This is a genomic window from Exiguobacterium sp. 9-2 (genome assembly GCF_036287235.1).
GTDB lineage: Bacteria > Bacillota > Bacilli > Exiguobacteriales > Exiguobacteriaceae > Exiguobacterium_A.
The window spans coordinates 1865678-1885313 of record NZ_CP142850.1; the positions used below are offsets into that span (position 1 = coordinate 1865678).

The window sequence follows — 19636 nt, forward strand, 5'->3', positions numbered from 1 at the left end:
AAAAAACCTCTTGACTGGGAACTCATCATTCCGAATCAAGAGGTTTTTTTAGACGTGAATTGATAGACCACGTAATCGTTCGACGAGATGATTCGCGATGTTCGCGCCATGAAAACGTCCGTTTTCAATGAATATCTTATTGGCATCGTATCCTGCTGCAACGACGCCGGCAATATAAATCCCAGGAACATTCGACTCCATCGTCTCTTCATCATGACTCGGAACACCTGTCTTGAGATCGATCGCGATACCAGCATCAGCGAACAAGCCGACGTCTGGTGTATAACCCGTCATCGCAAATACGAAATCTGCTCGGACAGTCCGCTTGTTTCCCTCCACTCGGTAAACGACTTCTTGGTCCGTGATTTCCTCGATCATCGCGTCAAACACCATCTTGACCTTTTCCGAACGAACGAGTGATTCGAAGTTCGGCAAGACCCATGGTTTGATCGATGGACTATACTCGGGTCCACGATAAAGTACAGTTACGCGTGCTCCTGCTTTTTCAAGCTCGATTGCTGCATCAACACTTGAATTCTTCCCACCGATGACGACGACATCCTGATCAAAGTATGGATGCCCTTCCGTAAAATAGTGCGATACGTGGGGTAACGTTTCTCCTGGGACGTCCATTCGGTTCGGTAACCCATAATAACCTGTCGCAAGCACAACAGATCGTGCTTCTCGCTGTTTCTTCACTCCAGAGCGTTCTGAATGGATGATGAAGCGATCCGCCTGACGTTCAATGTGCTCGACCGTCTCAAATGGACGAATCGTCAACTGCTTTCGTTTGACGACTTCTCGATAATAGACGAGTGCATCGAGACGACGTGGTTTTAATTCCTTATTGATGAACGGCACGCCACCGATTTCTAATTTTTCACTACTTGAAAAGAACGTTTGATGCGTCGGATAACGATAGATCGCTTCAACGATATTTCCTTTTTCGAGCACTTCGACGTCTAGTCCTCGATCTTGCATTTCGATCGCTGCCGATAAACCACATGGTCCTGCACCGATTACGATACAATCTAACATTCGAATATCTCCTCTTCCGGTTGCTTTTTTTTATATCTTAGCAAATCTCATCAAGAGACGAAAGAAATTGCAATAGGAAAACACCGGAAAACACCCGCTCCTCATCTAGAGGAACGGGTGGTACGTATTTTTAACGTTTAATTAGACCCAACCACGGAAACGGGATGCTTCTGCCATTTTCCGCACACCTACCATATAAGCGGCGAGACGCATATCGACATTTCGCGTCTGTGCTGTCTGATAGACTTGGTTGAATGAGTTCACGAGGACCTTTTCGAGTTTCTCGTGGACTTCCTCTTCCGTCCAGTAATACCCCTGATTATTCTGTACCCATTCGAAGTAAGAAACCGTTACGCCACCACTCGAAGCAAGAACATCCGGAACGATCAAAATGTCACGTTCTGCAAGAATTTTCGTCGCTTCGTTCGTCGTTGGACCGTTTGCTGCTTCTACGACGATCGCTGCGTGGATATCATGTGCATTGTCTTCTGTAATTTGATTCTCGATTGCCGCAGGAACAAGAATATCACATTCGAGTTCAAGCAATTCTTTATTCGAGATCGTATTTTTGAACAATGTCGTAACCGTTCCGAATGAGTCGCGACGGTCCAGTAGATATGGGATGTCGAGTCCGTTCGGATCATGAAGTGCACCGTAAGCATCACTGATGGCGATGACTTTTGCACCTAAGTCATACATGAACTTCGACAAGAAGCTACCTGCGTTCCCGAACCCTTGAACGACGACGCGTGCTCCTTCAAGTGTAATGCCTTTTTTTGCTGCCGCTTCTCGGATCATGATTGCGACACCTTTCGCCGTTGCTGTTTCACGACCGTGTGAGCCACCAAGAACGAGCGGTTTTCCTGTGATGAAACCAGGAGAGTTAAATTCATCGATCCGGCTGTACTCATCCATCATCCAAGCCATGATTTGTGAGTTCGTGAAGACGTCAGGTGCTGGAATATCCTTTGTCGGTCCAACGATCTGACTGATGGCACGGACATATCCACGGCTGAGACGTTCGATTTCGCGGAAGCTCATCTCACGTGGATCACAAATGATCCCGCCTTTCCCGCCGCCATATGGTAAATCAACGATACCTGCCTTCAGACTCATCCAGACGGATAATGCTTTGACTTCGACTTCCGTCACGTTTGGGTGGAAACGAATTCCCCCTTTTGTCGGTCCAACGGCATCGTTATGTTGCGCACGATATCCTGTGAAGATTTTCGTCGAACCATCATCCATTCGCACCGGAATCCGGACTGTCAACATCCGGAGTGGTTCTTTAAGTAATTCATACATTTCGTCTGGATACCCTAATTTCCCTAGTGCTTCCTTGACGATTTCTTGTGTTGCTTCCAGTACGTTCTTGCGATGATTCGCATGTTGTTGGTCAGTAATCATTCCAACGTTCCTCCCCATAAGTGGCATCCCCTATGCCGTTTCCTTGTTCGGATAAAGTATACTCTTTTCTCGAACGTAATGAAAGGGGTTACGCCCATATTTGTAAGCGCTTTCTCACTTCTTTTCCTAGGATATCAATGATTGGATTACTTGATTTGGGCGTGGCGTTCAATCGCTAATTCCATGAAATACTCGACCAATTCCGGATATTCGATACCAACTGCTCGTGCTCCGTCCGGGAATAAACTCGTTGACGTCATACCTGGCAATGTATTCGTCTCTAAAATAACTGGATTTCCGGACTCAGGAACAAGGAAATCTGACCGGGAATACCCAGCACAACCCAGTACTTGATGTGCTTTGACGGCCCACTCCTGAAGTATTGCTGTCGTCGTCTCATCTAGTTCAGCAGGGCAGATATGCTCTGAACCTCCGATTGCATATTTCGATTCGTAATCATAAAAAGCATTCTTCGGAATGATCTCGATGACCGGTAATGCTTTTTCTGCACCTTTATGACCAACGACTGGAACCGTCACTTCGCGTCCTTTAATGAATTGTTCGACGAGAACCGCATCATCGGCTTCGAACGCTTTTGCAATCCCCTCACGTAACATCGTCTCGTCTTGTGCGATTGTCAATCCATTCGATGAACCTTCTTGTGCTGGTTTAACGACACAAGGGAATTGACCATTCCATTCTGCGATTTTCGCCTCGACATCATCTTCACGTTCTAATAATACATCACGTGCAATCGTGATACCCGCTTTATCAAAGTGAACTTTTGAACGTGCCTTATCCATCGCAAGTGCTGACGCTAACACACCTGAACCTGTGTATGGAATATTCGCAAGTTCAAGTAACGCCTGCACGCGTCCATCTTCACCAATTTTCCCATGAAGAGCGATGACAGCCACATTTACATCCAGCTGGAAGAGTTCATGTGCTCGATCAGGATGGAAATCAACAGCCGTGACTTCATGTCCTTTACTGTTTAACGCTTCCATGATTGATTTTCCACTGTTTAATGAAACCTCCCGTTCACCTGAAGTCCCACCATATAACACTGCCACTTTCATCCTACTTCACTCCTTCTTCTTACGTTCAATGATTATCATACCATCCTTCTGACCACGAAAAAATACAAAATGGTGCCACTTCTGGTAGAAGATAAAAAGGTGCGACATTGCCTGACGAGGCAATGTCGCACCTAATGTTCTAAATGTGGAATTGTTCCGCAATCGTGGCAATGGCTTGTTTCGATTGAATCGTTTTTCCGTACTCTGACATGACGAGCGGACTTTTCGGGCTCGGTTCCCCGTATTCTGACAAAATCGTCGTCACTGTACGCTCGAGCGCGTCATTCATTCGTTCCTGGAAATAGAGATAATAGCTGCCTTCGAAGAAATAAAGACTACCGCCTGTCTCCGTGTACGGCATATGTCGTAATAACCCATGGCTCGCTTGAATGACATCTTCGAGCGAATTCAAGGCATACAAGACATGATGGACGATGTCGACCGTCATGCGAATTTCGACTTGATCAAATTCGTCATTCATCTCTTCCGGTAGATCACCTTCACGACGCACATCAACGAGCATGCCGTCATTCGGAAAGAATGTGACGAAAAATTCGAGTGTTCCTGCTGCCTGAAAACCAAAATTCGATTCAGCTTCCTCTAATAAATTGCGCAATAGAGCTTGTCCCTTCCCAACGGCCAACGTTTCTGGTCGGACATCGTGAAGTGATAACTCTTGCTTCGTAATGAAGACACGAAGGTGTCCTTGTTTCATTTGTTCAAACCTCATATAGACTCCTCCAGTCAAGACCGGAAACATAGGTGTCTCCGTTCGCTATGAACCATACTATACACCAGATACCGGAGTGAGTCGACTTAACCAACTTTTCCACGATTGATCGTCCGCACCAAGTAAGTGTGGTCCGTATCGTTCCGGAAGCTGATCGACCGCGTATCCTCCAAGTCCAATTTCAAGATTCGGAAAATCAGCCATCAAACAGTCTAATGCTTCATCAAGCAATGGTAAATGATCGGATAACGTGCACGATAAGATGACAGCTTTCGGTTGCAATTGATGTGTCACGGCTACTAAGTCCGGCACCGGAATACCAGAACCGAGGAAAATCACATCAAAACCCGATTGCCGCAAGTAGAGTGTGAAGAAGAGTAGTCCGAGCTCATGTTCTTCTTCTGGTGCACAGACACAAACGATTCGCGGCAAGAACGGATTGATCGGCATCTGTAGTGATAACGTCGAAAGACGGGCTCTTAAGAAAGCTGTTGCAAAATGTTCATGCGCAATTGTAATCTCTCCTGACTCCCATTTCAGTCCGATTTCATGTAAGAGTGGACCAACGATATCTTGAATGACTTTATCGAAACTAAACATCGAGAACGCTTTATTCATGATGTCATGCGCGTGTCGTTCTTCGAAGTTCGTCAATGCACGGAATAACTGATCTCGTAGTTCGACTCCGTAATCATGGGGCACTTCAGCTCGATTGACAGGCATCTCATATAATTGAATTGCCTTTGAAACCGACAATCCTTCTTTTTGTTTATCGACGATCCAACGCAATTTCGCAACGTCACTATCACTATAAATGCGATGCCCGGATTCACTTCGATCCGGATCAAGCACTTGATATCTCCGCTCCCAAGCACGAATGGTCGTCGGGTTGAGTCCCACCAACGCAGCGACTGCTTTGATATTGTATTTCCCACGATCCATGCATCGTGCCTCCTTCCCCTTCCTTTCTAGTATACGCTGAAAGGAAAAAAATCTCCGTTCACAATGTGCCTTTACATCATGAAACCGATGGAGACGAAGGCGATGATGATCGTGATCATGAGTACCGTTAGCGTGATTGCTAGCGGATTTTTTCGAAATGGTTGCTTCAGTCGTTCATTTCGAACGTGTTCGATTCGCGAGGAACGTGGTGGTAAGAGTTGCTCCTCTTCGTTCTGATGTAACCGCCGTTGATCTTGTTTACTCAATGTTCATCACCTTTTCTTGAAAAAAATAAGGATATTTTCTAGTTTACACCGAATCTAGTGATGAAAAAAAGACTTGTTCTAAACGCTTTTTCCAATTTACCGTTTGAAGCACCTTACTCTTCACGGGATCCTGCCATTCAATCGTACCGCATATATCACAACAACGTGGCTGAACGATTGCCGGTTCATCAAAATGATGCAATAACATCGTACGGCGACATTCATTCCGGTGAATATAGTCCATCATCCGGCTGACTTCTCGTCCTTTGAGCTGTTTTCGTTCCACCTGCCATTGCATGATACGTTCCTTCGACCAGCCATTCTCAAGTTGCGATTTCAGTAACCGATATGCTGGATCTTCCGGATTGAGGTGTAGACGAGTCTCGATTTTCGCGTAGGACTCACCTCTTCTCACCCCTTGTTGTAACTGATCAATCCAAAGGACAGGCGCATATTGTGTCTCAATCAGAAAGGTTTGTAATTGTTCATCCTGAGGAGCATAAAGCAAGATCGCTGTCGCCTCTTTTCCGTCCCGACCGGCACGTCCGATTTCCTGCATATAAGCTTCAAGCGTCGCCGGCATCGTGTGATGGATAACTGTACGAACGTTTCCTTTATCAACACCCATTCCAAATGCGCTCGTACAAACGAGACAGTCCATTTCATCATGAAGAAACTGTTGTTGAACAAGCTGACGGTCTTCCATCGTTAATCCGGCATGATAGTAGGTTGCCCCTTCAATGATTCCTGCAATCCGTTCCGCTTCTTTACGCGTTGTCGTATAGATAACACATGGACGAACGATACGTGTCATCCAACGGTCGAGTGCTGCGTCTTTTTCTTCTCGATCGACGCGATCCACGATGTATTGGATTTCCGGTCGATTGACGGAACGACGGATGACATGCGGTTCTCGCATCTGCAATTGTATTCGGATATCTCGTTCGACAGCTTGAGTCGCTGTTGCGGTTAAGGCGAGGCACTGCGGAAAACCTAGTTCCCGGCGAATTTGCCCAAGTCTTGCATACTCAGGTCGAAACTCGTGTCCCCACTGCGAGATACAGTGGGCTTCATCAACGACGAATAGCGCGATGTCGACCTGTTTCAGACGAGCCCGTATTTGTGGTAACGCGAGTTGTTCCGGTGATAAGTAGAGATACCGTAGATGTTCGAGTACGGATAAGATTTGCTCTTTTTCTTCTCGCGTCTCAACAGATGTTAATTTTGCGACAGAACGTTCTCCCCGACGTTTGATTTGCATGACTTGATCCTCAATCAAAGAGAGCAGCGGAGACAAAATCAATGTCAGTCCCTCTCCTTTTACATACGAAGGAAACTGATAACATACAGACTTTCCTCCACCTGTCGGTAAAATTGCTAACGTATCTGTTCCATTCAGGATGGATTCGATGATTTGGCGTTGTCCAGGTCGAAACGCTTCATAACCGAAATGTCGATGCAATAACGATTCCATTAACTTCCCTCCCATTTACTACGAGCTAAGACCAATCGAATTTGAAAATAGGATACGTCTGATTGCATCGCGCTTTTGATTCGCTTGAGTGCATAAGTTTTGAGTTGTTGTGCGATATGTCGAATTTCTTCTTGTTGAGCCGTATCAACGAAATGATCTAACGGAAAAGTGGGTGCATACATTGCAATTTCAACAAGATGGTCTTCCATCGTGCTATTTTTTAGACGTCTTCTGACCGCAACATCTTCAACAGTGAGTCCTTGTTGCAATAATTCCCAAGTCGTTTGAGCAGACTGCGTCATCTTCGGAGTGTGGAGACCGGCTCCGATTTGTTGAATGAGCGGTGTACTTTTTAAGTCATTGATGCATCTTCGCCAAGCTATGATAAATTCGAACTGGACCGTCTCGACATCTACCTTCATCATTCGTGCCAATTGAGGATATGACCATCCCGTTTGCACACCTGATAATCGATGACTGATCAATGTCGCATCTCGTTCCGGTAAGCGCTCAAGGAGGAGCGTCAATTCTTGATACATCTGCGCTAACCAATCTGCTCGATTCGAGATGGTCGGAAGAACACTCTTGACCCACTCCCGAACGATCGTCTCTTGTTGCACGGGAATGAATGGTTGTTGCGCTTCTAGACAAATTACCGTTTGAACGAGAAGACTGAGCCGTTTCCACATCATTTCAGCATATCCCCGAAGTTCACCACCCAGTTGATCAATAATTACTCCATCCGTTTGTCCTACTAGTCGAGCGCCTTCGCTCGTCAGTCGAAGTGTCTCTTGCCGTTCGATCCACTTTTTCTGAGCGAGTTCCGTTAAAACCGACTCGAATCGCTGTTTACTGACTAATACGGTACCGAACGTCGACTCTAAATCATAAAAATGAGCATCTTGAAGAGAAGTTGCTGACTTCTTCCCTTGAAAAACATGATAAAGACTCCGGTCCGAACGTTCGTCTCGAAGACGCTGAATCGATTCTAGAAAAATGCGCTCTAGTAATGAAATTTCCATCTGCCACGCTCCTTTCTGATATATAGTGTTTATCGATTTGAAGATGATACCTCATCCATTTTCTTTTCGTTACGTTTTAGACATACTGTTTGCGGGCATGTGATGATATATACATTTTCTGTTATCACTTACGCTTCGTCATTGAAATGCAACGATGAGTCCGATACAATGACATATAGATGAGAACAGCGTGTTTCAATAATGTTTTCGTATAGAGAGGAGACCGTTCAATGGCTAAATTTACGATTGTCGACAAAGATACTTGCATCGCTTGTGGTGCTTGTGGAGCAGCGGCACCAGATATCTATGATTATGATGATGAGGGTTTGGCATATGTCATTCTTGATGATAACAATGGTACTGCCGAAATTCCAGAAGCATTATTCGACGATATGATTGATGCATTTGAAGGATGCCCGACGGATTCAATCAAAGTAGCAGATGAATCGTTCGAAGGCGATGCGTTAAAATTCGAATAAGTGAATAAAAAAAGATGTTTCCTTGCGAAACATCTTTTTTTGTTGGTCTTTTATTCACGCGATATATCTATCAATCATTAAAAAAACCGGGTGTCGCCATTTGGCAACATCCGGTTTCTAAGTGGTAAAAAATTTAGCGTTTTCCTTTGATATATGGTACACCAACAGCTTTTGGTGCATCCGCCCGACCAACGACACCAGCGAGTGCTAGGATCGTCAAGAGATACGGTGCAATCAATAGATACACTTGCGGAATTTGATCGAGTAACGGCAATTGCTGACCGATGATTGAAATCGCTTGAGCGAATCCGAAGAATAGTGCAGCACCCATAGCCCCGAGTGGATTCCATTTTCCGAAGATCATCGCCGCAATCGCGAGGAACCCTTGACCGAGGATCGTCGTGACACTGAAGTTCAGTGAGATCGATGTCGCATAAACAGCACCAGCAAGACCACCGAAACCACCAGAGATCATGACACCGATGAAACGCATCTTCGTGACGTTGATTCCCATTGTATCTGCCGCCATCGGATGTTCCCCGACAGAACGTAAACGAAGACCAAATGGCGTCTTGAAAATGATGTACCACGCGACGAAGGCAAGGATGATCGCGATATACGATGTGTAGTAGACGTTCGCGAAGAACATCTTCAGCACAGGAATATCAGACAAGAATGGCACGTTCTCTTTTGAGATTCGGTTTGGAATCGAATCCGTTTGTCCTTTTTTGTAAAGCGCCCGGACGAGGAAGATGGCAAGACCGACTGCAAGCAAGTTGATCGCAACTCCAAGAACCGTTTGATCAGCCCGGAAAAGGATTGCCGGAATCGCAAGGAAGAGCGAGAAAACTGCTCCGACGACAATCGCAATGAGCATCGCAAGCCAAGGACTCGCAGCACCCAAGCCCATTTTTGATAGCGTCAATGCCGTGACGACACCCGTGAAGGCACCCATGACCATTAAACCTTCTAGCGCGATGTTAACGACGCCAGAACGCTCACTGAAAATGCCGCCAAGTGCTGCAATGATCAACGGAGCCGAATAGGCAAGTGCGATTGGCACGATGATATAAAGTACTTCAAGAAAACCCATTATTGACCGGCTCCTTTCGCTTTTTTAGATTCTTTCTTAACTGCGAACTTCTCGATGACGAGACGAATCGCGTATCCAGAAGCCACGAAGATGATGATGAACGCAATGATAATTTTGATCAGTTCCGGTGGAATACCAATCTGTTGCATCGACAGACCACCGATATTGAGTCCTGCAAATAACAATGCAGCGAGCACGACGCCGATCGGATTATTCGCACCTAACAAGGCAACCGCGATCCCGTCGAATCCAACACCAGTGAAGGACGCGTTCAGCGTCATGTTTTGGAACGTCCCAAGACCTTCCATCGCCCCAGCTAGACCAGCGAACACACCTGAGATGACGAACGATAAGATGATATTGCGGTTAACGCCCATCCCTGCATATTCAGCAGCATTCTTATTGAATCCAACAGCTCGAAGTTCATAACCGAGTGTTGTTTTCCAAAGAATAAACCAGAAGACGAGTGCAGCGATGATTGCGATGAAAATTCCGTTATGAAGACGTGAGAAATCCGTGATCTCTTGTAAGAACGGCGACGCAAGTGATGCTGATTCCTTGATTGTCTCCGTCCGCTCATTCGTAATGCCGATGACGTGACGTAAAATATCGTTCGTGACGTATAACGCGATATAGTTCATCATGATCGACGTGATGACTTCATGTACGTGGAATTTCGCTTTTAAGATACCAGGAATCGATGCCCAAAGCGCACCTGCTAAACCTGCTCCAATCAAAGCGAGTGGTAAATGAACAACTGTCGGCAAATCAAACTTGATTCCAATCCAGACTGCAACCATCCAGCCGACGAGCACTTGACCTTCGACACCGATGTTAAAAAGTCCTGTCCGAAAAGCAAACGCGACAGCAAGACCCGCGAAGATCAATGGAGCCGCCGCACGCAATGTTTCACCGATGCTGTACGGTTCGCCAAAAATACCATAGAATAATTGATCAAACCCAGCAATCGGATCATACCCACCAATGAGCATGACGATTGCCCCGACGACCATCCCAAGCACGATGGAAAGAATCGGAATGAGGATGCCGTAAAAACGCTCTAACTTCATGAATGACCTACCTCCTCTTTCTTGCCGCCGGCCATCAGGAAGCCAAGCTCAATTTCGTTCGTTTCTTTCGGATCCAAGAAGGCCACTGTTTTTCCTTCATATAACACGGCAATCCGGTCAGAGACTTGCAGAATTTCTTCGAGTTCGAATGAAATCAACAAGACAGCACGACCTTTTTCGCGCTCAAGAACCAATTGTTCATGAATGAACTCGATTGCCCCAACATCCAGACCACGAGTCGGCTGAGCCGCAATCAGCAAATCTGGTGAACGATCGACTTCACGCGCGATGATCGCCTTCTGTTGGTTACCACCAGACAAGGCACGAGCGAACGTCTCTGGACTTGGAGTTCGGACGTCGAACTTCTCGATGAGCGTTTTGGCTTTTTCCATGACTTGTTTATAGTTCATGATGCCTGCTTTTGAGTACGGTTGTTTGTAGTACGTTTGTAAGACCATGTTATGTCCAATCGAATAATCAAGGACAAGTCCATGTTTATGTCGGTCTTGCGGGATATGACCGACACCTGATTCCGTTACTTTCCGTGGCTTCAGGTTTTTAATCGATTTGTTGTTGAGGAAGATTTCGCCACTGTCTGCTTTACGAAGACCTGTAATGGCTTCAATCAATTCCGTTTGTCCGTTTCCGTCGATTCCTGCAATTCCAACGATTTCTCCGGCACGAATGTCGAGATTCAATCCATCGACTGCTTTGATGCCACGACCGTCCTTGACGACTAGATTCTTGATATCGAGAACGAGTTCTTGTGGAGTTGCCTTGGAATACTCCGCATTAAAGTTGACTTCACGACCTACCATCATTTCAGCAAGACGCGACTGTGTCATCGTCTCATCAATATCGACCGTGCCGATATATTTACCACGGCGAATCGTCGTACAGCGATCAGCTACTTCCATGATTTCTTTCAGTTTATGCGTAATGAGGATAATCGACTTTCCTTCCGCAATCAAGCGATTCATGATTTGAATCAATTCTTTGATCTCTTGCGGTGTCAAAACAGCAGATGGTTCATCAAAGATCAAGATGTCTGCCCCACGGTACAACGTCTTCAAAATTTCAACACGTTGTTGCATTCCGACTGAAATATCCTCGATTTTTGCATCAGGATCAACAGCAAGACCATACTGTTCAGAAATCTGGCGTACCTTTTCACGCGCCGATGCACGATCAATCTTAATCCCTGTACGTGGCTCTGCACCTAAAATGATGTTTTCAGTAACAGTGAAATTTTGAACGAGCATGAAGTGTTGGTGCACCATGCCGATTCCAAGATCATTCGCGACGTTCGGACTCGTAATATTGACTTTTTCACCACGTACACGAATTTCTCCAGCCTCAGGCTGATACAAACCAAATAAGACGTTCATCAGCGTCGATTTTCCGGCACCGTTTTCACCAAGTAAAGCGTGAATCTCACCTTTCCGAAGCTGGAGCGTGATATTATCATTTGCGACGAAATTGCCAAACTCTTTTCTGATGTTCAGCATCTCAATGACGTATTCCAAGAAAATCCACTCCCATGTTTAGTTTAAAAGGGGAGTCGCAATGCTAGCGACCCCCGCTTTCATTATTATTTAAGTGACGCTTCGTACTCTTTATACTCGTCGTCAGTCGATGGAACTTTAATGTCACCATCGATGATTTGTTTTTTGTACTCTTCGACTTTGTCGAGTGCTTCTTTTGAGACGTTGTCTTTTGAAGGAGCGATATCGACACCGCCGTCTTTTAGACCGAACTCAACGACTTTACCTGCTGGGAAGTTGCCGTCCTTCGTGTCTTTCGCGACTTGCTCTACTGCTGTATCCACACGTTTGACCATCGATGTCAATGTGACGTTCTCTGGCATACCTTCTTCGACTTGGTCACGGTCTACACCGATAACCCAAACATCTTCACCGTTCTTTTTACGGTTTTTCGCTTCTGTGAATACCCCTTGTCCAGTACCACCAGCTGCGTGATAGATGACGTCGACTTTTTTACCGTACATACCTGAAGCGATTGCTTGTCCTTTTTCTGCAGCGTTGAAATCTTCTGCGTATTGAATTTCGATTTCCGCTTTCGGGTTAGCCGCTTTAACACCTGCTTTAAATCCGCTTTCGAACTTTTTGATCAAGTCCGAGTTGACACCACCGACAAATCCAACTTTATCTGTTTTCGTCGTTAGACCTGCAACGACACCAACGAGGAACGAACCTTCGTTTTCTTTGAAGACGATTGAAGCGACGTTTGGTTTATCGACGACTTGGTCAACGAGTGCGAAGTTGTTCTTTTTGAACTGATCCGCTACTTTACCGATATCTTCAGCCATCAAGAAACCAATCCCGAGAATTAAGTCGTATTTTGCACGTGCTAATTGCTGAAGGTTCGGTTGATAGTCTGATTGTTTTGCAGATTGGAGATATTTATAGCCAGTACCTTCTTTTAAGTCATTGTCTTTCCCGAACTTTTGGATACCTTCCCAAGCAGATTGGTTGAATGATTTATCATCCACGCCGCCTGTATCTGTAACCATACCTACTTTAAAGCCTTCTGATTTGCTGCCGCTACCTGAATCTTTCGAATCGTCGTTGCCACCACATGCTGCAAGGACGGAACTCATTGCTAAACCTGTTGCTGCTAATGCGAGAAGTGACTTCTTTTTCATCTGGAAAAATCCCCTTTCGAATATGGTCATACAAAGTTCAAGACTACGTCTAGCACCTGAGGCTGGCGATGAGGAGCGTTACGTAGGTTTTGACGGGAAGCGCTTTCAGTATTCATCCTAAAACAATGGCTCACACACGTTTACGGATGACGTGGAAATCGAACTTATCTGCTCGGAAATAGTTCGCTGAAAAAAGAACGGAACGGTCGAGCTCATCATAATGCGTCTGACGCAAAGCGAGCAGAGGTTGGTCCGTATGTAATTGTTCAGCGATTTTCGGATCAATACGCGGCTCGATATGCGTCACAGCATGTGTGACACGTCGTCCGAGTTCTTTTTCTAAAGCATCAAACAATGATGTCGAAGAGGTGAACTGCTCTTCATTTTTAATATAATGGCTTGGAATCTTATCGATACAATAGACGACAGGAACATCTCCTGCGAGCCGGATTCGTTCGATTCGATATACCAATTCATCCGGACCAAGTTGAAAGCGTTCTCGGTCGCGTTCAGTCGGTTGGACCATCTCGGATGATAGCACTTCTGAGGTCGGAATCATGCCTGCGCGCGCGATCATCTCTGTCACGCTGTATAACTCCTCGATACCAGAAGTAAACGGTGGTCTTGCATTGATAAACGTACCGACACCGTGTTTACGGATGACAATGTTCTCATCTTCAAGAATTCGTAATGCCTCTCGAAGAGTAGCTCGACTGACGCCAAGTTGCTTTGAAAGTTCAAACTCTGAAGGGAGCTTCTCGCCTTCCTTGTAAACGCCGTCATCGATGTCTGACTTGATTTTTTCAATCACACGTAAATAAAGCAAACGATGATCTAGTTTAATCGACATGACGCATCTCCATCCTCTATCTAGTTGTAACCAGTGCTCAGACTTCTGACGTATGAGAACTCCAGCCAAGATAAGTATATGACGCTTAACACAATCCTGCAATCATTTTGTAACAGGTTAGAAGTCTGACTTCTGGCGCTTTTGTAACCCTTTTCATAACGTAATCAATAATGGAAGAAAATAGGGCATTCTACCTAAGAATGCCCTTTACCTTTTCAACGCTTATTGCTCAGGTACTTCGATTTTCCCTGAAACGACAGCCGCTTTTGCTTTCTCAAGCGCAGTCATCGTCTTCTTCGAGATTTTTTCAGATGGGATGATATCAACGCCGTCTTCTTTCAGACCATAACGAACCGTTTTACCACCTTCGAGTTTTCCCTCTTTCGCTGCGTTAGCTGTATCTTCAACTGCGCGGTCGACACGTTTGATGACCGATGTTAACGTCACGTCTTCCGGCATACCTTCTTCTTTTTGATCACGGTCGACACCGATGACCGATACATCTTCTCCATTTTTCTTACGGTTCTTCGCTTCTGTGAAGACACCATTTCCTGTACCGCCTGCTGCTGGGAAGATGATATCCGCTCCTTTACCGTACATGCCGGCTGCGATGGCTTGACCTTTTTCAGGTGCTGCGAAGTCCTCTGCGTACTGAACATCGATTTTGATTTTTGGATTGACGGATTTCGCTCCAGCTTCGAAACCAGCTCGGAACCGCTCGATGACGTCCATTTTCATGCCACCGACGAAACCGATGTGATCTTTTTTCGTCTCCATAGCAGCAACGATCCCTGCAAGATACGCCCCTTCATTTTCCTTAAATGTAATCGATGTGACGTTTTTCCCTTCAACGACATTATCAACGATTGCAAATTGTGTATCCTTGAATTGATCTGCTACGGTCTTAACATCTTCATTGAATGTATTCCCGATACCGAAAACGAGATCTTCTCCACCACGTGCAAGACGTGACAAGTTCGGTTGATAATCTTGTTGTGATTTAGACTGTAAATAAGAGAACCCTTCATTTTGCTTGAGTTTGTTATCTTTACCGTACGCTTGCAGACCTTCCCAAGCTGATTGGTTGAACGATTTATCATCGATTCCACCTTTATCCGCTACCATAGCGACAGAGAACTGATCTTTTTGGTCAGCTTTCTCACCTGAACCGCCGCAGGCTGCAAGTCCAACTGTTGCTACTGACATCATCGATACGATTACCTGTTTTTTCTTCATATCATCCATCTCCTCTGCATTTATGAGAGCGCTTTCATTATCTATTTGTGAAAAAGTCGCTCCCAGCCCTCATGTTGAAGGTCGGTCACTCATATGTCTGAGTATGCCAAAAAAAATATTGAAAATCAACAGACGTCTGACAACTATTTTCATGAAAGCGATTTTATTTTATTTTTGTCTTTTTTCCTTCCTTTCATTTCTAATTTTCTCATCTCATATACGACTCCTGTGTCATTTTTTTGAGCACATTATACGTTCATCCATATATATCCATTATTTTAATAAAAAAGAATCACGGTGGATACCGTGATTCTTGATTAACGTCCCATGACGCGGCGTGGTTTTGATCCTTCAGAAGGACCAATCAGACCATTTTCTTCTAGAGCATCAATCAACCGGGCAGCTCGGTTGTAGCCGATACGATACTTTCGTTGAATCATCGACGTCGATGCCGTCTCTTGGGTCAGAATGAACTGGACGACCTCATCATAGAGTGAGTCATCGACCTCTGTTTCACCTTCAGGTACATCTTTTGGAATCATCGCTTCAACATACTGCGCTTTTTGTTGACTGATGACATGATTGACAACCTTCTCGACTTCTTCGTCTGATAAGAACGCACCTTGTACACGGACGGGTTTGTTCATGCCGTTACCGAGCAACAACATATCCCCTCGTCCAAGCAATTTATCAGCACCTCCCGTATCAAGGATCGTCCGTGAATCCGTCGCACTCGACACACTGAAGGCGATACGTGACGGAATATTCGCTTTGATGACACCAGTGATGATATCAACACTTGGTCGCTGGGTCGCGATAACCATGTGAATCCCAGCTGCTCGCGCCATTTGTGCAAGTCGCATGATTGCATCTTCAACTTCGTTTGACGCGACCATCATCAAGTCGGCTAACTCATCAACGATGACGACAATATACGGTAATCGTTGATGCACTTTTTCCTCTGCGTTCATCTTATCGATTAGTGCATTGTAGCCTTCGATGTTGCGCGCTCCGTTTTGACTGAAAATCTCATAACGACGTTCCATTTCCGAGACGACCTGTTTTAACGCCTGCGCCGCCTTTTTCGGATCGGTGACGACCGGTGCCAAAAGATGAGGAATACCGTTGTAGACGTTTAATTCGACCATTTTCGGGTCAATCATCATCAGGCGGACTTCATCCGGTCGAGCTCGCATCAAAATTGAGACGATCATCCCGTTAATGCAGACCGATTTACCGGAACCGGTCGAACCGGCAACTAAGACGTGTGGCATCTTATTCAGCTTTGCTGTCACCGTCTCACCAGAAATGCTTCGTCCGAGTGCGACGAGCAAACGATCATTGTCGGATTGAACGCTCTCCGCTCCTAACACTTCTCGAAGTGATACCATGGCGACTTCACGGTTTGGCACCTCGATTCCGACAGCCGCTTTACCAGGAATCGGTGCTTCGATTCGAATATCTTTCGCCGCTAACGCAAGCGCTAAATCATCGGCGAGTCCTGTGATCCGACTAAGCTTGATACCTTGTTTTGGTTCAATCTCATACTTCGTGACACTTGGTCCGAGATGAATCTTCAACACTTTCGCTCCGATCCCGAACGATTTTAAGGTCGCAATCAATTTCGTCGCATTATCCTTTAGTCGCTTATTCTCACCCGATAAGTCTTTGGACGTCGGCTCTGCTAATAAATCAAGCGACGGCAATTGATATCCGTCCGGTGTCTCCGTCATCGTCAGTGGTCCTTGTGTCTCCGCTGCTTGCGGTTCAACGTGATCCGTAAAGCCGATAATTGGAACGTCTTGAATGTTGACCGAAGGATCCTCTGCTTCTTGCTCTGTTTCGATTGGTTCCTCAACAGTTGCTGGTCGCAACGTCTTTGCTTTTTTCTCGCGGACCGGTTTCGGTGTCAGGTCTTTTTCGATCCGAGGACGAGGTGTCCGTTCACGATTACGAAATTCTTCTGCGCGTTCCCGCAGTCCAAGCCATAGCTCTCCATAAAATGAAGGGTGTAGTAGATGAACAGCTGCGCCGATGAAGAACAGACCAATCAAGAAGGCACCGCTACTTGAAATGTAATATGCTGCGTTTTGATAGAGCCATCCATTGAGAATACCACGCGGTGCTCCGAGCATTAGATCAATCCAGACGACTGAACCCATTAGTAGCATCGACCATGCCCATTTCTGAGCCCGTGACGCGTTCGATAGTAGCAAGAGTAGCACGGCACCTATCCCGCCGTATAATAAGGAACCGAACTGACCGATTAATCGTTCTCCTCCATCAGCTAGCGCCAGTCCGACTTTCCCGAATTCCCCAAATGCGAGAACGAAGGCAAGTAGTGAAACGATTGCGATGATGGTCGCATATGTACGATACGCAATCGGCTGACGTTGTTTCTTCGCTGCCGGTCGTTTCCGTGGCGGCGTTTTTTTTCGTACGGTTTTTCGTTTCGTCGTCGCCATACGTCATCCCTCCTGATAAAAAAACGGCTCAGTGGACCAGGTATTGGTCAATCTGAGCCGCTCGTTTGTTAAATCTCCATGATGATTGGAAGAATCATCGGGCGGCGTTTCGTCTGTTCATAGAGATAAGCACTGAGTTTATCTCGAATCAACGACTTCATCTCCGTCCAATCCAATTCTCCGTTTAATTTACCTTGTAGTTGTTTCGCGACGATTCGGTTCGCTTCATTGATCATATCTTCTGATTCACGCATATAGACGAATCCACGAGAAATGATTTCGGGTCCCGAGACGATCGTTTTGTTTTTTCGGCTAATCGTAATGACACAGAGGACGACACCATCTTGTGACAACAAGCGACGATCACGAAGGACGATGTTTCCGACATCACCAACACCGATTCCGTCGATCAAGACGTTTCCGGCGTTCACTTTCCGTGACATCCGTGCTTTACGCTTCTCAAACTCAACGACATCTCCATTCTCGATGATGAAGATATTGTTCGCATTGACGCCAACCGTCTGTGCGAGACGACTGTGTGCCTTTTGCATCCGGAATTCTCCGTGAATCGGTAGGAAGAATTTCGGTTTGATCAAGTTGAGCATCAGCTTCAGATCTTCCGCATGACCGTGACCGGAAACGTGTACTTTCCGTTGGTTGTAGATAACATTCGCACCCGCACGGAATAAGAGATCGATCGTTTTCGAAACCGACTTCTCGTTACCTGGAATTGGGGAAGCCGCGACGACAACCGTATCATTCAAGCGAATATTGACTTGCTTGTGTGCGTTACGTGCCATTCGTGTCAAGGCTGCCATTGGCTCACCTTGAGATCCTGTCGTCAAGATGACGACTTGGTTATCATCGAGGCGATTGATGTCAGATAGATCAATCAATGTTTTCTGCTTGAAGCGTAAGTAATTCAAACGCTGTGCCACTTCAACGTTGTTGACCATGCTACGACCGACGACCGCTACTTTTCGATTGTTCGCTTCTGCTGCTGCAAACACTTGTTGTAGACGATGAATGTTCGAAGCGAATGAAGCTACAATCACACGACCCGGCGCTTCATAAATGACGTCGTTCAATTCAGAACCGACAATCGATTCTGACCCAGACATCCCTGGTCGCTCTGCATTCGTCGAGTCAGACAGCAAGCACAGTACGCCCCGTTGACCAATCGCTGCAATTTTCCCGAAGTCTGCTTGTTTTCCATCGACTGGTGTGTAATCGAACTTGAAATCCCCCGTATGAACGATGGCACCTTGAGACGTTTGAATACAAACCCCAACTGCATCCGGAATCGAGTGGTTGACCCGGAAGAACGTAATAAAATGACCTGCAACGGTTAATTTCGTCTTGGCATCAATTGGACGAAGATCTGCCTTTTTCAATAAACCGGCTTCTTTTAATTTGTGTTCAATCAAACCGAGCGTCAAACGTGTTCCGTAAACAGGTACCTTCAAGTCACGCAAGACGTAACTGAGTGCCCCGATATGATCCTCGTGACCATGGGTAATGAAAATCCCTTGAATCCGCTCTTTGTTTTCTTTTAAATAACTGATGTCTGGAATGACTTTATCGATTCCAAGCATCTCATCTCCTGGGAACATTAACCCGGCATCGATGACGAAGATGTCCTCGTCGAGTTCGACGACGTACATGTTCTTACCGATCTCACCGGCGCCACCAAGAGCAAAGACGCTTACTTTTTCCGTCTTCTTCTTTGACACGACATGACCTCCTATAATTCATATTCACTTTTCGTGAGCCGTCCACTTATCACTATCACTATTCTAGCCGAATTTTCACAATCTGCC

17 protein-coding genes are annotated in these 19636 nt (G+C 45.8%); 1 reads left to right on the forward strand and 16 read right to left on the reverse strand.

Annotated elements, in window-relative coordinates; all coding sequences use genetic code 11:
- Nucleotides 1-48 precede the first annotated feature (48 nt).
- The 8 genes from VJ374_RS09955 to VJ374_RS09990 form a co-directional block, all read right to left on the reverse strand.
- Nucleotides 49-1038 carry a YpdA family putative bacillithiol disulfide reductase gene (locus tag VJ374_RS09955; protein ID WP_308101734.1) on the reverse strand — a complete coding sequence of 330 codons (990 nt, stop codon included), beginning with the start codon at nt 1036-1038 and terminating at the stop codon, nt 49-51.
- A 141-nt stretch (nt 1039-1179) separates the two neighbouring features.
- On the reverse strand, nt 1180-2445 hold the full coding sequence (locus tag VJ374_RS09960; RefSeq protein WP_035407132.1) for a Glu/Leu/Phe/Val family dehydrogenase: 1266 nt from the start codon (nt 2443-2445) through the stop codon (nt 1180-1182).
- A 146-nt stretch (nt 2446-2591) separates the two neighbouring features.
- Entirely contained in the window at nt 2592-3524 is a 933-nt protein-coding gene (locus VJ374_RS09965; protein ID WP_329468761.1) for a D-alanine--D-alanine ligase, read from the reverse strand.
- A 139-nt stretch (nt 3525-3663) separates the two neighbouring features.
- Complete coding sequence (locus VJ374_RS09970; RefSeq protein WP_329468762.1) at nt 3664-4254, reverse strand: adaptor protein MecA; 591 nt, start codon at nt 4252-4254, stop codon at nt 3664-3666.
- Between the two features lie 57 nt (nt 4255-4311).
- Nucleotides 4312-5196: a MerR family transcriptional regulator gene (locus tag VJ374_RS09975; RefSeq protein ID WP_035407123.1), complete on the reverse strand. Its 885-nt coding sequence runs from the start codon at nt 5194-5196 to the stop codon at nt 4312-4314.
- A 71-nt stretch (nt 5197-5267) separates the two neighbouring features.
- Complete coding sequence (locus VJ374_RS09980) at nt 5268-5462, reverse strand: hypothetical protein (RefSeq protein WP_035407120.1); 195 nt, start codon at nt 5460-5462, stop codon at nt 5268-5270.
- Between the two features lie 43 nt (nt 5463-5505).
- Entirely contained in the window at nt 5506-6936 is a 1431-nt protein-coding gene (locus tag VJ374_RS09985) for a RecQ family ATP-dependent DNA helicase (protein ID WP_329468763.1), read from the reverse strand.
- Nucleotides 6936-7958 (reverse strand): YpbB family protein, encoded by a 1023-nt coding sequence (locus VJ374_RS09990; protein WP_214854459.1) that lies wholly within the window; start codon nt 7956-7958, stop codon nt 6936-6938. The genes VJ374_RS09985 and VJ374_RS09990 overlap by 1 nt, the downstream gene beginning before the upstream one ends.
- Nucleotides 7959-8188: 230 nt before the next feature.
- Here VJ374_RS09990 and VJ374_RS09995 point away from each other — a divergent pair, with 230 nt between their 5' ends.
- Entirely contained in the window at nt 8189-8437 is a 249-nt protein-coding gene (locus VJ374_RS09995) for a ferredoxin (RefSeq protein WP_029342027.1), read from the forward strand.
- Between the two features lie 133 nt (nt 8438-8570).
- On the opposite strand, the gene VJ374_RS10000 is transcribed toward VJ374_RS09995, so the two are convergent.
- From VJ374_RS10000 to VJ374_RS10035, 8 genes are all read right to left on the reverse strand, one after another.
- Nucleotides 8571-9530 carry an ABC transporter permease gene (locus VJ374_RS10000; RefSeq protein ID WP_329468764.1) on the reverse strand — a complete coding sequence of 320 codons (960 nt, stop codon included), beginning with the start codon at nt 9528-9530 and terminating at the stop codon, nt 8571-8573.
- Nucleotides 9530-10600, reverse strand: coding sequence for an ABC transporter permease (locus VJ374_RS10005; protein ID WP_035407110.1), 1071 nt, complete (start codon nt 10598-10600; stop codon nt 9530-9532). The genes VJ374_RS10000 and VJ374_RS10005 overlap by 1 nt, the downstream gene beginning before the upstream one ends.
- Nucleotides 10597-12126: an ABC transporter ATP-binding protein gene (locus VJ374_RS10010; protein WP_035407107.1), complete on the reverse strand. Its 1530-nt coding sequence runs from the start codon at nt 12124-12126 to the stop codon at nt 10597-10599. The genes VJ374_RS10005 and VJ374_RS10010 overlap by 4 nt, the downstream gene beginning before the upstream one ends.
- Before the next feature lie 65 nt (nt 12127-12191).
- Nucleotides 12192-13265 carry a BMP family lipoprotein gene (locus tag VJ374_RS10015; RefSeq protein ID WP_035407104.1) on the reverse strand — a complete coding sequence of 358 codons (1074 nt, stop codon included), beginning with the start codon at nt 13263-13265 and terminating at the stop codon, nt 12192-12194.
- Between the two features lie 130 nt (nt 13266-13395).
- Nucleotides 13396-14115 (reverse strand): GntR family transcriptional regulator, encoded by a 720-nt coding sequence (locus VJ374_RS10020; protein ID WP_035407101.1) that lies wholly within the window; start codon nt 14113-14115, stop codon nt 13396-13398.
- Between the two features lie 222 nt (nt 14116-14337).
- Nucleotides 14338-15351 (reverse strand): BMP family lipoprotein, encoded by a 1014-nt coding sequence (locus VJ374_RS10025; protein WP_329468765.1) that lies wholly within the window; start codon nt 15349-15351, stop codon nt 14338-14340.
- 317 nt (nt 15352-15668) lie between these two features.
- The gene (locus tag VJ374_RS10030) at nt 15669-17816 is read right to left on the reverse strand and encodes a DNA translocase FtsK (RefSeq protein ID WP_329468766.1); all 2148 of its coding nucleotides are present in this window, start codon (nt 17814-17816) and stop codon (nt 15669-15671) included.
- A 68-nt stretch (nt 17817-17884) separates the two neighbouring features.
- Nucleotides 17885-19549 carry a ribonuclease J gene (locus VJ374_RS10035; RefSeq protein ID WP_023468670.1) on the reverse strand — a complete coding sequence of 555 codons (1665 nt, stop codon included), beginning with the start codon at nt 19547-19549 and terminating at the stop codon, nt 17885-17887.
- Nucleotides 19550-19636 lie beyond the last annotated feature (87 nt).

Excerpts from the sequence above, each read along its gene's own strand:
- VJ374_RS09955 (WP_308101734.1), bottom strand. The coding sequence starts at position 1,038 with ATGTTAGATTGTATCGTAATCGGTGCAGGACCATGTGGTTTATCGGCA.
- VJ374_RS09960 (WP_035407132.1), bottom strand. The coding sequence starts at position 2,445 with ATGATTACTGACCAACAACATGCGAATCATCGCAAGAACGTACTGGAA.
- VJ374_RS09965 (WP_329468761.1), bottom strand. The coding sequence starts at position 3,524 with ATGAAAGTGGCAGTGTTATATGGTGGGACTTCAGGTGAACGGGAGGTT.
- VJ374_RS09970 (WP_329468762.1), bottom strand. The coding sequence starts at position 4,254 with ATGAGGTTTGAACAAATGAAACAAGGACACCTTCGTGTCTTCATTACG.
- VJ374_RS09975 (WP_035407123.1), bottom strand. The coding sequence starts at position 5,196 with ATGGATCGTGGGAAATACAATATCAAAGCAGTCGCTGCGTTGGTGGGA.
- VJ374_RS09985 (WP_329468763.1), bottom strand. The coding sequence starts at position 6,936 with ATGGAATCGTTATTGCATCGACATTTCGGTTATGAAGCGTTTCGACCT.
- VJ374_RS09990 (WP_214854459.1), bottom strand. The coding sequence starts at position 7,958 with ATGGAAATTTCATTACTAGAGCGCATTTTTCTAGAATCGATTCAGCGT.
- VJ374_RS09995 (WP_029342027.1), top strand. The coding sequence starts at position 8,189 with ATGGCTAAATTTACGATTGTCGACAAAGATACTTGCATCGCTTGTGGT.
- VJ374_RS10000 (WP_329468764.1), bottom strand. The coding sequence starts at position 9,530 with ATGGGTTTTCTTGAAGTACTTTATATCATCGTGCCAATCGCACTTGCC.
- VJ374_RS10005 (WP_035407110.1), bottom strand. The coding sequence starts at position 10,600 with ATGAAGTTAGAGCGTTTTTACGGCATCCTCATTCCGATTCTTTCCATC.
- VJ374_RS10015 (WP_035407104.1), bottom strand. The coding sequence starts at position 13,265 with ATGAAAAAGAAGTCACTTCTCGCATTAGCAGCAACAGGTTTAGCAATG.
- VJ374_RS10020 (WP_035407101.1), bottom strand. The coding sequence starts at position 14,115 with ATGTCGATTAAACTAGATCATCGTTTGCTTTATTTACGTGTGATTGAA.
- VJ374_RS10025 (WP_329468765.1), bottom strand. The coding sequence starts at position 15,351 with ATGAAGAAAAAACAGGTAATCGTATCGATGATGTCAGTAGCAACAGTT.
- VJ374_RS10030 (WP_329468766.1), bottom strand. The coding sequence starts at position 17,816 with ATGGCGACGACGAAACGAAAAACCGTACGAAAAAAAACGCCGCCACGG.